The 13840-nt window shown below is 63.2% G+C and carries 14 protein-coding genes; 5 read left to right on the plus strand and 9 right to left on the minus strand.

Translation table 11 applies throughout. The features are described from left to right. Nucleotides 1-9: 9 nt before the first annotated feature. The 3 genes from AC1DYO_RS00225 to AC1DYO_RS00235 all read right to left on the minus strand — a co-directional run bounded on the left by AC1DYO_RS00225 (nt 10) and on the right by AC1DYO_RS00235 (nt 1922). Nucleotides 10-678, minus strand: a complete 669-nt coding sequence (locus AC1DYO_RS00225) for an NYN domain-containing protein (RefSeq protein WP_477259180.1) — start codon at nt 676-678, stop codon at nt 10-12. 94 nt (nt 679-772) lie between these two features. Beyond that, entirely contained in the window at nt 773-943 is a 171-nt protein-coding gene (locus tag AC1DYO_RS00230; protein ID WP_477259182.1) for a hypothetical protein, read from the minus strand. Between the two features lie 238 nt (nt 944-1181). Further along, complete coding sequence (locus AC1DYO_RS00235; protein WP_477259184.1) at nt 1182-1922, minus strand: hypothetical protein; 741 nt, start codon at nt 1920-1922, stop codon at nt 1182-1184. Nucleotides 1923-2103: 181 nt separating this feature from the next. On the opposite strand from AC1DYO_RS00235, the gene AC1DYO_RS00240 reads away from it, so the two are divergent. Beyond that, nucleotides 2104-2382, plus strand: a complete 279-nt coding sequence (locus AC1DYO_RS00240) for a hypothetical protein (RefSeq protein WP_477259186.1) — start codon at nt 2104-2106, stop codon at nt 2380-2382. Nucleotides 2383-2455: 73 nt separating this feature from the next. Here AC1DYO_RS00240 and AC1DYO_RS00245 read toward each other — a convergent pair whose 3' ends face one another. Beyond that, a complete protein-coding gene (locus tag AC1DYO_RS00245; protein WP_477259187.1) occupies nt 2456-3409 on the minus strand; it encodes an IS1595 family transposase in 954 nt (317 codons plus the stop codon). Between the two features lie 126 nt (nt 3410-3535). Here AC1DYO_RS00245 and AC1DYO_RS00250 point away from each other — a divergent pair, with 126 nt between their 5' ends. The 3 genes from AC1DYO_RS00250 (at nt 3536) to AC1DYO_RS00260 (ending at nt 6046) form a co-directional block, all read left to right on the plus strand. Next, nucleotides 3536-4036, plus strand: coding sequence for an MmcB family DNA repair protein (locus AC1DYO_RS00250; RefSeq protein WP_477259189.1), 501 nt, complete (start codon nt 3536-3538; stop codon nt 4034-4036). Nucleotides 4037-4225: 189 nt separating this feature from the next. Then, nucleotides 4226-4972, plus strand: coding sequence for an SDR family NAD(P)-dependent oxidoreductase (locus tag AC1DYO_RS00255; protein WP_477259191.1), 747 nt, complete (start codon nt 4226-4228; stop codon nt 4970-4972). 42 nt (nt 4973-5014) lie between these two features. Beyond that, on the plus strand, nt 5015-6046 hold the full coding sequence (locus AC1DYO_RS00260; protein ID WP_477259193.1) for an RNA polymerase subunit sigma-70: 1032 nt from the start codon (nt 5015-5017) through the stop codon (nt 6044-6046). Here the strand turns inward: AC1DYO_RS00260 and nhaA are convergent. The 5 genes from nhaA to AC1DYO_RS00285 form a co-directional block, all read right to left on the minus strand. Next, entirely contained in the window at nt 6043-7230 is a 1188-nt protein-coding gene (nhaA, locus tag AC1DYO_RS00265) for a Na+/H+ antiporter NhaA (RefSeq protein ID WP_477259195.1), read from the minus strand. The two genes, AC1DYO_RS00260 and nhaA, sit on opposite strands and share 4 nt — an antisense overlap. Before the next feature lie 160 nt (nt 7231-7390). Then, nucleotides 7391-7954, minus strand: coding sequence for an ActR/PrrA/RegA family redox response regulator transcription factor (locus tag AC1DYO_RS00270; protein WP_112560594.1), 564 nt, complete (start codon nt 7952-7954; stop codon nt 7391-7393). A gap of 143 nt (nt 7955-8097) precedes the next feature. Next, nucleotides 8098-9423: an ActS/PrrB/RegB family redox-sensitive histidine kinase gene (locus AC1DYO_RS00275; protein WP_477259197.1), complete on the minus strand. Its 1326-nt coding sequence runs from the start codon at nt 9421-9423 to the stop codon at nt 8098-8100. Nucleotides 9424-9512: 89 nt separating this feature from the next. Next, nucleotides 9513-12095: an ATP-dependent helicase HrpB gene (gene hrpB, locus AC1DYO_RS00280; protein WP_477259199.1), complete on the minus strand. Its 2583-nt coding sequence runs from the start codon at nt 12093-12095 to the stop codon at nt 9513-9515. 47 nt (nt 12096-12142) lie between these two features. Then, on the minus strand, nt 12143-13033 hold the full coding sequence (locus AC1DYO_RS00285) for a DMT family transporter (RefSeq protein WP_477259201.1): 891 nt from the start codon (nt 13031-13033) through the stop codon (nt 12143-12145). 26 nt (nt 13034-13059) lie between these two features. Here AC1DYO_RS00285 and AC1DYO_RS00290 point away from each other — a divergent pair, with 26 nt between their 5' ends. Next, nucleotides 13060-13758 (plus strand): PIG-L deacetylase family protein, encoded by a 699-nt coding sequence (locus tag AC1DYO_RS00290; RefSeq protein ID WP_477259203.1) that lies wholly within the window; start codon nt 13060-13062, stop codon nt 13756-13758. Nucleotides 13759-13840: the final 82 nt, after the last annotated feature.

Here is a 13840-nt window from a genome sequence, read left to right on the forward strand (position 1 = left end):
CGAGCATCGCTATTCCTTGGGCTTCTTTTTCGGTCGGTCATCCGGATGCATCCACCAATCCGGTCGAGCATATTCCGCTGGTCGACGGATAAAGCCTTTTAAGCCGGGAACCATCGCCGGCATAATGCACTCTTCCAGTTGGTCAAAGCTCATCACGAAATGTGAGATGCAATAAGGGATAACCTTATCCGGAACGTTCTTCGTCGGCGGCGCCACTCCTACCAACGCCTTTTTAGGGTGCCTGTCAGAGAAAAACTTGGCTGTTGCCGCTTGATCTGAATCGGCACTCAAAAGAAATGCCCAATCGAAAACGTCGTCCTCAGCGTCCATCATAAGCGACAGAGCGAGGTTGATATCCGACTGTTTCTCGCTCCTCTTTTTGCTTTCTGGATCAACTACGTGGTGCCCTTTCAGGATCGTCACGCCGCAAGCAATTTGGGCCGAATTGAAGCTGTTATGGCGATCTCGTTTCCCGGCGTCGTCTTGCGGCACGGCTGTGCAGCAAACGGCCTTAACTAGGGTTAGGCCGTTCTTTCGACAGAATATCTCTCCCAGTTTCCAAAGGCTCGCCCATTTCAAAAACGGCTCGCCTTTTTCATGGATTGGATGGTAGAGGTTGAAACCGTCGACATAGAGCGCCGCACGTTTTCCCTCTGGCGGGTCTTGATCTTTCCCCAATTCTACACTACCTTGCGCTCACATCGTTGCGCTGCTCTCAGCGCAACCACCCCAGCGCCCCGGCGACTGGGGTTTTCCTTTTCTAGGGCTGTTTTCAATCAGTTTGGCGCTTTTTGCGCACCAGATTCTTTATCTGTTCCGCTGTCAGTTTTGGCGCCTTGGCAATCTTCTTCACAACCGCTTCGAAAGCTTCGTCGGAGTGATCGGTTTTCAACTCCCGCGCGGCTTCGCGAAACTTCTCAATCTGCGGCTTCTTGTCTGGCATAGGCGTCAACCTAGACGGTTTCAGGTGAATCTGATACGTAGTTGCGGGGAGCGTCGGCGCTATGGACACGCCGTCGCCCTCGCTATCTATCCACCCCTTGTGGAAGGGGGCAGGGTGAACCGCCGTTAGGCGGCTACCGGTATTCTCCGGGTCATGAACCACATGACGCATCCTCCTTTCTTTTCTACAGGTTCTGTATCGCGGCTCGCTGGCCAGCTAACGCGCGGTACACTCGAAATCAGGCAGCGGCGGTGTCCTTGGATGCCGTCGCTTTTTTCATCTTCCTCGCTGTCAGATATTGGACTAGCGCCCAAATCGACTGCTTCACGTTGTCGTCAATATCCGGCTCGGTCATTAGGTCGATAAGCTGATATTCAAGCGCTTTACCGTGTTCGACCGGAGTTTGAACACCGCCAGGTGAACCCAAATTGTCGGCTTCCTCCGGCTTTGATGCTTTCCGCTTCTTCCGCCCGTTTCCAGAGGATGTTCGCGTGTAGGTTCCTTTTTCCAGCCTAGGTCCAATTTCGATGTTAGCCGCCTTCGCGGCGTGGAGGAAAAAGGTTCGGCATTTCCTCAGCACATCTTCTTTGGCGTTCGTCCCGTTCTTAAACGCCTCAGCGAACATTGAAGGAGTGGCGGTTTTCAAATCCACGCCGTTCAGGAATGGATAGGCGTGGTTTAAAATCCGCTTCAAACCCAAATGAAAATTCGGCGTGTCGTATGAAGCCACCAGTTCTTCAAGTAGGCCGGTCGGCGTCCCGTCTTCTGCCATCAATCCTAATGACCTAAGAGCGACAAGCAACTGCGAGCCGAGTCCACCTGAAAAACGGCTTAGAACTGACCTGTCAATTCGAGGCGGCGTCCCGGTTTTCTTAAAGTCCTCCAAGAGTGTCAGAAAGGACTTGAACGAGACATAGGGCGGTGTCCGGCCCGCGCTATTCTGTCCGCCGTTCTGTTCGTGTTCCGTTCGGTCATCCATTGTGCAAGCCTTTCTGCCCACAACCATATGACTATAACTATCCGACCGTGTGCCAAAGTTCAAGATGGGTTGTGTTCCGCACGGAACATATGCGTTTTGCATATTTTAGTTTGGCAATTTTCCATCCTTTCGCTGGCGGCCTACAGCTGCCCGGTTTAAAGTCCAAGCGAAGGAGATCGAAATGAAAAAACGATGCATCGCAATGGCTTATGGTATGAAGCCCCTTGACCGCATCGCCGTGGCAGAGACAAAGAAACTCATCTATATCCGGAATCCCCAATTTGATTCCATCGACGATGCGGACAACTTTGGAGATGTGGGTTTCCCAAAAGAGTTCGTGTTTGAGCCGGACGACAAATGGCTTCACGAACTGGAATCGGCGTTCGATTCGGGTGATGTGTCCCAACTCGAATCACTCTGGAAAAAAGGCCGCCCACTCTCGGGCCAAGCTAATAATTGATTATTGCCGCCTGCGTTTCGGCCAGAGCGGAAGCTCTAGCTGCACCGGCTTTCGGAAGTGCGTTCGCTTTTCGTCAAGCAGGTCTTTGATAGCGGAGGCGCTTACCGGCAGCACCCTTCAAGGCGATGAAAGCGCGGGTGCCGTCATCGACGCCAAGCGCGATGCGGTTCGAGTAGCGGAAATCGAACTCAGCCAGATAGCGGTGCAAGTGCTGCTCGCCGCAATGCTGGTAGATGCCTTTCATGCCGCGCTTGAAGATCGAATAGAAGCCTTCCACGGTGTTCGTGTGGATGGTCTTTTCGCCTTCGTAGCGAACGTATTCGTCCTTGGAATGCGTGACGACATCGTGCGTGGCAAATTCCTGGCCCACGCGGCGATACATGCCAGCCTCGTCAGTCATCAAGGCGCTTTCCTTGGCAATGTTGGCGCGAACGATGGGCATGACGGTGCCGATGCGGGCGGTATCGACATGGAAGGAACGGGCGCGGCCACCACGCTCGACAAGCGTAACGACAGAGTTCTTGTGCGCGCCACCGCCACGCTTAACAGGGGTGCCAGCCAGACGGCCAATGTAGGTCTCGTCAACTTCAACGGTCTTGCCGTTGCCGCCAAGCGGAGAGAAATCGCCAGACGCCATTGCAAGGCGAATGCGGTGGCACAGAAACCAAGCGGCCTCATAGGTGCATTCGAGTATGCGGTGCATCTGGTGAGCGCTGATCCCCTTCTTGGAGGCGCACATAAGGTGGATAGCCTGTAGCCACTTGGTGAGCGGCAAATGGCTTTCCTCGAAAATGGATCCCATGCGGACGGTGAACTGCGAACGGCAAGCGCTGCACTTGTACAGGCCATGACGCTCGACGCCGTTCGGGTTCTTCTTGGACGGCTTGGTGCGAACGCCCTTCAAGGAATAGTGGCGATCAACGGAGCCGCACTTGGGACAGACCGGACCATTCGGCCAAAGGATGCCTTCCACATGCTCGAAAGCCTTGGCTTCGTCATGGAATTCGGGGCGGGAGAGGATGGACATGGGCTTGTTCTCGGAATGTGCCTTGGACGTTCCGATACATTATCCAATGGGTTGGGTTTGTCAACCGGATAATCGCCGGCCAAAAACAGGTTCAAACCGTGAACAAAATCTGGCATGGTGATCGCCATGCCGATCATTTCCCCGATTCCCCTCAACCCCCTGATCGATGGCCGCCAGTCGGAACGCGCCATGCTGGTGCGGCGTGGCGTGCAGCGGCTGTTGATGCAAATGGGCATGCATGTGTTGCCCGAACTGTCGCTGGCCACCGGCCGGCGCGCCGACCTCGTCGCGCTGACCCGCCAGGGCGACATCTGGATCATCGAGATCAAATCGTCGATCGAGGATTTTCGCGTCGACCGCAAATGGCCTGACTACCGGCTGCACTCCGACCGCTTCTTCTTCGCCACCCATCCCGGCGTGCCATCCGAAATCTTCCCCGAGGAATGCGGCTTCATCCTTTCCGACGGCTACGGCGCCGAGATCCTGCGCGACGCGTCCGAGCATCGCATGGCGGCGGCAACGCGCAAGGCGCTGATGCTGCGGATTGCACGCGCCGGTGCCGCGCGGCTGCTGGCGGCGGAGTTGGCGGGCGTGGCGGTGCCGGCGCTGGAAGGGGAGAGCGAGTAGGCCCGGCATAAATGTGCGCTGCGCCGCCGCTGTGTCGCCGCCTGTCGATTTCGCCCGGTCAAGGTTTTTTGCGCGGGCGCTGCCGATAGTCGCGAAGATTTTTTATCCTGCACCGATGATTTCCACTCCCCTGCGCTGCCCTGATCAATAGGCGCTGGATGGTCCAGTGGCCGGAGAGCGAGGTGATCCATGCGATCGTTACAAGGTCAGAATGTCGTCGTCGTCGGAGGCAGCCGGGGTGTTGGCCGCTCAATCGTGGAGGCTGCGCTTGGCGAGGGCGCGACAGTGCTTGCCGTTGCCCGTGGCGCAGCGGCGCTGAAGGAGCTTTCCTGGGAGAAACCAGGCGTGAAGACCCTTGCGGTCGACGCGACAAAGGAGGCCGCGCCCGAAGCGGTTTTCGACACACTTGCGCCGGATGTGCTGGTGATCTGCGCCGGCGCCCTTGCCCCCTCCGCGCCTTTGCAGGAACAGAGCTGGGAGGTCTTCTCCGCAAACTGGGAAACTGACGTCAAGGCGGCATTCCTGTTCTGCAAGGCCGCGCTCAACAATCCGCTCAAGCCGGGGAGCCGGCTGGTGCTGATCTCCAGTGGCGCAGCCTTGAGCGGCGGACCGCCGTTCGCCGGCGGGTATGCAGGCGCAAAACGCATGCAGATGTTCCTGGCCGGTCATTGCCAAAAGGAATCGGATCGGCTTGGACTGGACCTGCGCTTTATGGCGCTCGCACCGGCTCGCATCATGCCAGGGACCGGCATAGGCGATGCCGGGCTCGATGGCTTTGCGGCTTATTTGGGCATCCAGCCCGCGGACGTCCTCGCGAGCATGACCGACATGCAGACGCCGGCCGATGTCGGCCGCGCGGTGGTCGCGCTCGCCACCGGGAAATCGGAAGGCAGCTCCTTCACCGTCAGTGGCAGCGGACTTGCGGCAGCGGCCTGAGGCGCTCAGGATGCATGGCGATTTCAGCACCGCAGGCTGCCTATGAAGGATGCTCCTGGCCCTGTTGAGCCACTGGGCCGACCGATCCTCGATCGGCCGGCCTTCGAGCGTCTCACGGCGGCCCACCGCCGCGCGCTCAAGGTCCATTGCTACCGGATGATGGGTTCGCTGCACGAGGCGGACGACCTTGTCCAGGATACGTTTCTGCGGGCCTGGCGCGGGCGGTCGCAATTCGACGCGCGAGGCTCGCTGCGCGGCTGGCTCTACACGATCGCCACCAACAGCTGCCTGAACGCGCTCAAGGCGAGGTCGGCGACGCATCGCCTTCTCCAGCAGCCCGAGCGTCCGCCCTCGCGCGGGCCGGCCACAGGCGGGCCGGCGCCGGAGCTCACCTGGCTGGAGCCTTATCCTGACGCGGAGCTTCCGGACCTCGTTGACGGCGAGCCCGGTCCGGAAGCACGCTACGAAACACGCGAGGCCGTGCAACTGGCCTTCGTCGCCGCGATCCAGCTTCTGCCGCCCAGGCAGCGGGCCGCCCTTTTGCTGTGCGACGTGCTGGGGTGGTCGGCGCTTGAGACGGCACAATTGCTGGGCGGGTCGACCGCTTCGATCAACAGCGCCCTGCAGCGGGCCCGTGCGACGCTTGGCGCGCGATACAAGCAGGGACGTCCCCTGCATCGATCGCAGCCCAGCCGCCAGGAGGCCCAGTTGCTCGAACGCTACATGCGGGCCTGGCAGGCTGCCAGTCTCGACGGTCTGATCGAACTGCTGCGCGAGGATGCCACCTATCACATGCCGCCATGGCGGGACTGGTACCAGGGACGTGAGGCGATCCGGGGTTTCTTCGAGACCGTCTGGGGCAATTTCGCCGGCTACCATGCGGTCGCCACCGGCGCCAACGGCCAGCCCGCGGTTGCGGTCTACGCGCGCCGCCACCAGGATCCCGTGTGGCGAGCCCAATCCCTGCATGTCATCGAGCCTGCCGATGACAGGATCGCCTTGCTGACGGTCTATGTCGGTCCGCTCGGCCAAGACTTGTTTCAGGCCTTCGGCTTGCCGCCTGTCTGGCCTTAATCCTCGTCAGTAGCCTCACCCGCCGCCGGCGCCATCAGCAGTACGGCGGCACCCAGCAGCGCTGCAATCAGCGAGCCCGCGAGGATGCCGACCTTGACCGCGTCCTGCAGCGCCACGTCGCTGGCGAAGGCGAGAAGGCCGATGAACAAGCTCATGGTGAAGCCGATGCCGCAGAGCAGCGAAATGCCGATCATGTGCAGCCAGCCGGCGTTGACCGGCAGGTCGGCGAAGCCGAGCCGGATCGCCAGCGCCGACGAGCCGAAGACGCCGACCAGCTTGCCCAGGACGAGGCCGGCGGCGACGCCGAGCGTCAGCGGCTCGACCAGGGCAGCGGCGCTGAGGCCGGCCAACGACACGCCGGCATTGGCAAAACCGAAGATCGGAATGACGAAGAAGGGAACGATCTTGTGCAGGCCGTGCTCCAGCCGGTGCAGCGGCGAATGGTCGAGATCGTGGCCGCTGCCGGGAGAGACCTTGAGCGGGATGGTCAGCGCCAGCGCCACGCCGGCCAGCGTCGCATGCACGCCCGATTTCAGCACCAGCACCCACAGGATAGCGCCAAGCACGAGATAGGGCGTCAGCGTCGTCACCCGCATGCGGTTGAGCACGATGAGCACCGCGATGACGGCAAAGGCGGCGCCGAGATAGGCCAGCGACAGGCCGCTTGTGTAGAAGATGGCGATGATGATGACGGCGCCGAGATCGTCGATGATGGCGAGCGCGGTGAGAAATATTTTCAGCGACGCCGGCACGCGGTTGCCGAGCAGCGACAGGACACCCAGCGCAAAGGCGATATCGGTGGCGGTCGGGATCGCCCAACCGGAGAGCGCGGCGGCGTTGTTTCGGTTGATGGCGACATAGACCAGCGCCGGCACCAGCATGCCGCCGGCGGCGGCGACGCCCGGCAGCACGCGGCGCGGCCAGGTCGAGAGCTGGCCGTCCAGCATCTCGCGTTTGATCTCGAGGCCGACCAGCAGGAAGAACACCGCCATCAGCCCGTCATTGATCCAGTGCGAGAGGCTGAGCGGGCCGAGATAGGCGTGGAGTGCCGCGAAATAGGTTTCGGCCAGCGGCGAATTGGCAACGATCAGCGCAAGGGCTGCCGCCACCATCAGGATGATGCCGCCCGCCGCCTCGCCATCGAGGAATTCGCGAAGGATGGATTTCGGCCGCTCGTCGCGCATGTGTCTTCTGCCCTCTCAGAGACCGTTTCGAAATTCGCTCTGGCGAGTCATATGGTGGTGGTTTCGAGAACCGGAGCGGAGCGGACATTTGGGTCCGTGAGCACCGGAAGCGGAGAAAACGCCATCAGATGGCCGCCAGAGTAGAATTTCCAAACAGTCTCTAACGCGGTGCGCGCTTGGCCAGTATCCGCTGCAGCGTGCGGCGATGCATGTTCAGCCGGCGCGCGGTTTCGGAGACGTTGCGGTCGCACATTTCGTAGACGCGCTGGATGTGTTCCCAGCGCACGCGGTCGGCCGACATCGGGTTTTCGGGGGGTGCGGCGCGTTCGCCGGCGGTGCGGGTGAGGGCCGCGAAGACATCGTCGGCATCGGCGGGCTTCGACAGATAGTCGATGGCGCCGAGCTTCACCGCCGTCACCGCGGTGGCGATGTTGCCGTAACCGGTGAGGATGACGGTGCGGGCGTCGTCGCGCTTCTCGCGAATGGCGGCGACGACGTCGAGGCCGTTGCCGTCGCCAAGCCGCATGTCGACCACCGCATAGGCCGGCGGATGGGCGCGCGCCTTGGCCACCGCCTCCTCGACACTCTCGGCCGTCTCGACCACGAAACCCCTGGTTTCCATGGCGCGGGCCAGCCGCGTCAGGAACGGCTTGTCGTCGTCGACGATCAGCAGCGAGGTGTCCTCGCCTTCAACCATTGCACCGATTGTTTCTTCGCCAGTCATTGTCTCAAAAAATCCTGCTGCCTTAATTTTACGCAGATATAGTTCCTGAACGCCATTGTCCAATTTTGCCGGTCTCGGCCAGCGCATGGCCCCGAAAATCGTAATCGATTTTCGGAAAGGATCATGCGCCAAATCAAAATGCTTCAGGCTGTGTCGAACATCGAGATCCCCACCGATTCCGGGTTGAGGAAGACCGTGCGCGGCCACGATATCTGCACGATGGCGCCCTCGCCCAGCCCGCTCGAATTGCGGAAATCGAGCGTGGCGCCCGAGCGTTCGAGCAAGGTCTTGGCGATGAACAGTCCGAGACCGAGGCCGCCGCCGGCTTCATTGCCCTGGCGTGTCGACATATAGGGCTCGCCGATGCGGTCGATGATTTCGGGCGGAAAGCCCGGCCCATCGTCGATAATGGAGAAGGTGACGTCGAGCTCGTCCCAGCTCCAGCGCACGGTGACGGCCGTGCGGGCGAAGTCGACGGCGTTCTCGACCAGATTGCCGAGGCCGTAGATGACACCGGGATTGCGCCGTCCCACCGGTTCGGGGCCGATGCGCTCGCCCGGCCGAAGCTTGATCGAGATGCCGAAATCGCGGTGAGGCGCCGTCACCTCTTCGACCAGCGAGGTCAGCGGCAGCCGCGACAGATGCGCCTCGCCCTCGGAGGACAGGCTGGTGAGGCGCTTCAGGATCTCGCGGCAGCGCTCGCTCTGCGACCGCAGAAGTTTGACGTCCTCGCCATATTTCGGGTCGTCACCCAGCGCCTTCTCCATCTCCTTGGAGACAAGCGCAATGGTGGCGAGCGGCGTGCCGAGCTCATGCGCGGCAGCGGCGGCGAGGCCATCCAGCGCCGACAGATGCTGTTCGCGCTGCAGCACCAGTTCGGTGGCGGCAAGCGCATTGGCGAGCAGGCGGGCCTCCTCGGCGACGCGGAAGGCGTAGATGGCGGTAAAGGCGATCGACGAGAACACAGCCATCCATATGCCGGCGACATAGATGAATGGCATCGGCAGCGGCGCGCCGTCGTACCAGGGCAGCGGCAGATGGAAGAACACCAGCAAGCTTGCCCCCACTATCACCAGCCCGCCGAGAATGGCGGTCAGCCGCAGTGGCAACGATGTCGCCGAGACGACCACAGGCACGGTCATCAGCAGCGAAAACGGATTGGTGAGACCGCCGGTCATGTAGAGCAGGCCGGCAAGCTGCAGGCTGTCGAAGGTCAGGATGAAGAAGGCCGGGAACGGGGTCAGCCTGTGTGCCGCCGGATAGCGGAAGGTCAGCACGAGGTTGAGCCAGGCCGAACAGGCGATCAGCGCGAAGCAGAGGCTGACCGGCAGCGGGAATTTCAGCCCATAGGCGACGACCAGGACCGTCAGGCTCTGGCCGACAATAGCCAGCCAGCGCAGCCGGATCAGCGTGTTGAGGCGCAGACGCTGGCTTTGCTGGAAGTCTGGCGCGTGCAGAATGTTGATCATGGCCAAGGATTATAACCGGGAAAGAACAAGCGCTACTGTTTGACCATGATCTTTTCCGAAAACCGGTTTCCACTTTTCGGGATCATGGTCTAGGTCCCCTGCGGTTTTGCCCGCGCCGTGGCGACGGCGAGCAGCGGATTTTCCGGCCAGACATGGCGGGGATAGCGGCCGCGCATGTCGGTGCGCACATCGGCCCAGGAGCCGCGCCAGAAGCCGGGCAGGTCGCGCGTCGTCTGGATCGGCCGATGCGCCGGCGACAACAGCTCCAGCGTCAGCGGCACAGTGCCGTTGGCGATAGCGGGATGGCGGTCGAGGCCGAACAGCTCCTGCACGCGGATCGCCAGCACCGGCCATTCGCCGTCATAGCGGATCGGCACGTGGCTGCCGGACGGCGCGTCGAAATGGGTCGGCGCCAGCGTATTTATCTTGCGCTGCAGATCATGCGGCACCAGGGCCATCAGGCCTGACGACAGCGCACCTGGATCGATCGATGCGAAGGACGCCTTGCCGGGCAGGAACGGCAGCAGCCAGTCGTCGAGGCGTTCGAGCAGGGCGGCGTCCGAAACGTCGGGCCACGGCGCGCCGAGGCCGCGATGCAGCCAGCCGAGGCGCTGCCGCAGCGTCTCTCCGTCCTTGCCCCACTCCAGCAGCGACAGGCCGTGTTCGCGCAATGCGTCGAGGATCGCCTGATCCGCATCGGCGCCGGAGGGCGCCGGCAACATGCGCTCGGACAGAGTGATAGCGCCGAGGCGGGCGGTCTCGCGCACGCGCACCGCGCGCCGCTCGCGGTCGAAGCTCGCCTCGCGGCGGGTCTCGATCCTGTCGGAGAGTGCCGCGCGGATGTCGGCCTCGTCGACCGCTGCCGCCGCGGTGATGCGGGCATTCTGCGCCTTGCCCTGCAAATCGGCAACGACCAGCCAGGCCTCGCCTGCCAGCGGATCGGCGGCGTCCAGCATGGCGCCGGAGCCGTTGGCCAGCACGAAACGACCGCGCTCGCCACGCGCCTTGGCGACGCGGTCCGGCCAGGCGTGGATGAGGAGAGCGCCGGCACCCTCCCCCTTGAGGGGAGGGTCGGCGAACACGGCTTGCGCAGCAAGACGGGCGAGACGGGGTGGGGTCGCCGGTGGCGTGCTCGGCGATGGCGTGCCCGAACCGACCCCACCCCGATCCGCTTCGCGGATCGACCCTCCCCTCAAGGGGGAGGGTTTGGCCAGCCGCTCGGCAAGCTGCCTTGCCGCAATGGCGCGCGGCGATTTCTCGGCGCGAAAGCGTATCAGCCGCCGTTCGAGGTCGGCGCCGTCACCGCCGAGACCACGCTCGGTGAGCAGCACGGCGAGCGTCGCCGCTTCGAGCGCGTGGCCGGTACCTGCGGCTTCAGCGACCATGTGCGCCAGCCTTACCGGCAACGCCAGCTTGCGCATCGCGCCGCCCTGCTCCGTCAGCCGGCCGGCGTCATCAATAGCGTGCAGTGCGCCGAGCAGCGTCCGCGCTTCGTTGAGCGCCGGGGCGGGCGGCGGATCGAGGAAGGAGAGGCGCGCCGGATCGGCGACGCCGAAAGCTGCGCAGTCGAGCAGCAGGCCGGACAGATCGGCTTCGAGGATCTCGGGCGGGGTGAAGGCGGGAAGTGCCGCCGTCTGCTCGGCTCGCCAAAGGCGGATGGCGACGCCGGCCTGCGTGCGGCCGGCGCGGCCGGCGCGCTGGTCGGCCGATGCCCTGGAAACACGCACCGTCTCCAGCCGCGTCAGGCCACTCGCCGGCTCATAGCGCGGCAGCCGCGACAGGCCGGAATCGATGACGACGCGCACGCCGTCGATGGTGATCGAGGTCTCTGCGATCGACGTCGCCAGCACCACCTTGCGACGACCCGGCGGCGCCGGTTTGATGGCGGCGTCCTGCGCCCTGTTGTCGAGTTGGCCGTAGAGCGGAACGATGTCGGTGTCGGCGCCGAGGCGGCCCTGCAGCCGCTCGGCGGTGCGCTCGATCTCGCGCTGGCCAGGCAGGAAGGCGAGTACGCTGCCGCTCTCCTCAGCCAGCGCCGAGCGGATCGCCTTGGCCATGGCGTCCTCGATGGGGATTCCGGCTGGCCGTTCGTCGTAACGGATGTCGACGGGAAAGGCGCGGCCTTGGCTTTCGATCACCGGGGCGCCGGACAGGAGTTTCGCAACGCGCGCGCCGTCGAGCGTCGCCGACATCACCAGCAGCCGCAAATCCGGCCGTAGCGCGCTTTGCACGTCCAGCGCCAGCGCGAGACCAAAATCGCCGTCGAGCGAGCGTTCGTGGAACTCATCGAAAATGACTGCCGAGATGCCGGGCAGTTCGGGATCGTCGAGGATCATGCGCGCCAGCACGCCTTCGGTGACGACCAGGATTTTTGTCCGGGCAGAGGTGCGGTTTTCCATCCGCATGGCATAGCCGACGGTGCCGCCGGGCTCTTCACCGAGCAGTTCAGCCATACGACGGGCGGCGGCGCGGGCGGCGAGCCGGCGCGGTTCGAGCAGGACGATCTTACCGGCACCCAGCCATGGCGCATCGAGCAGCGCCAGAGGCACCAAAGTCGTCTTGCCGGCGCCAGGCGGCGCCACCAGCACGGCGCTGTTGCCGGCGCCGAGCGCCTCGCTCAGCGCCGGCAGTACGGCGGACACCGGAAGCTCCGGCAAGGGTCTTGTCGTCATCGCGTCCGCATATCAGCGGTCGCCATTGCCGCGCAACCGGCGTCCGCTCAAAGCCTCGTCCGCGAAAACGGGTTCCAGCGCACCGTGCCCAGCCGCACTTCCTCGCGCACCATGGTCAGCAGGCCGGAAGCGCCGACGACCGCAAGGCCGACCAGGGACAGCCAGTCGGGATATTCCTGGAAGAACAGGGCGCCGAGGATCACCGCCCAGACGATCTGCGAATAATGCGTCGGCGCGATACGGTTGGCGGGCGCGTATTTGGCGGCCAGCAGCTGCAGCAACTGTCCGCAAGCGGCGAACGCGCCCGCCATCACCAGCCACAGCAGCTGCATCGCGTTGGGCAGGGTAAACGATGTGGCGACGGCGCCTATGCCGTTGAACACCAGGCCATAGCCAACCAGCACGCCCAACATGGTGGTGCGCTTTTCCTGCTGCGCCWGCGAACGGGTCAGGGTGACGTTGGTGGCGGCAAGGAAGGCGACGGCGAAGGCGGCAAGGTGGCCGAGATGCAATTCGCGAAAACCCGGCCGCACCACCAGCATGACGCCGGCAAAGCCGGCAAACACCGCCAGCCAGCGCCAGGGGCCGACCTTCTCCTTGAGCACCAGCGTCGACAGGATGGTGACGCAGAGCGGCGCCAGGAAGATCAGCGCATAGGTCTCGGCCAGCGGAATGGTGGTGAAGGCATAGACGCTGAGCAGGCCGGATGCCATGCCGGCCCAGGCGCGCGCGTGCACCGCCCATGGCCGCTTCGTGCGCCAGAAACCACGCCAGCGCTCATCGGCCGGTCGGCTGAAAAACAGGAAGCCGCCGGCAAACAGCGTCACGAAGAAGGCGATCTCGAAGACGGTGAACTGTGCGCCAAGGCTCTTGATAACGGCATCACTGCACGAATAGCTTGCATAGGCGATGAGGGCGAGCAGGATTCCGTTCGTCACGTTTTTCCATTTCCGGGGAGAGTGCGGTGAAGGTATTGGCGCTCGGGGCGCATCCGGACGACATCGAGATATTCATGTTCGGTACGCTGGCCGCCTATGCGGCGCAAGGCGCAGACCTGACTTTCGCCATAGCCACGGATGGCGCCAAGGGCGGCAAGGGAGACCCGAGCGTTTTGGCTCGTGTCCGGCGCGAGGAAGCGACGGCCGCTGCGGCGTTGCTCGGCGCGACCCCACGATTCTTCGACTTTCCCGACGGCGAACTGGTGGCCGATGCGGCGCTGATCGGTTCGCTGAAAACGCTGATACGCGAGACCGGAGCAAATCTGGTGATCACGCATGCGCCAAACGACTATCACGCCGACCACCGCGCGCTGTCGGACGGCGTGCGCATCGCGGCTTCCTTCGCTGTGCCGGTGCTGCACGCCGATACGATGGGCGGCACTGGATTTTCGCCGACGCATTACGTCGACATTTCCGCATACCGCGATGCCAAAACGCAGGCGATCCGCGCGCACCGGTCGCAGATGCCGGAACAATATGTCGACCGAGCGCGTGTCCAGAATGAGTTTCGCGCCGGGCAGTGCAACAGCGTCGCCGGTTCCCTAGCCGAGGCCTTCCGCTTCGAGCCGACATTTCCCTTCGCCGACATCCGCGCATTGCTGCCGCCGGCGCCGCCCGTCCGGCCGGTGACGCCACAGACCAAAATTGTAAGAGACGCCAGCTAAACAACTTCCGGGCGAACCCTCCGGCAATCATTTCCCAACGATTTCAATCCTCGTTTCGTGATGCTGCAACGCAGCAACGAAT

Source organism: Mesorhizobium sp. P2_F5, assembly GCF_056403715.1.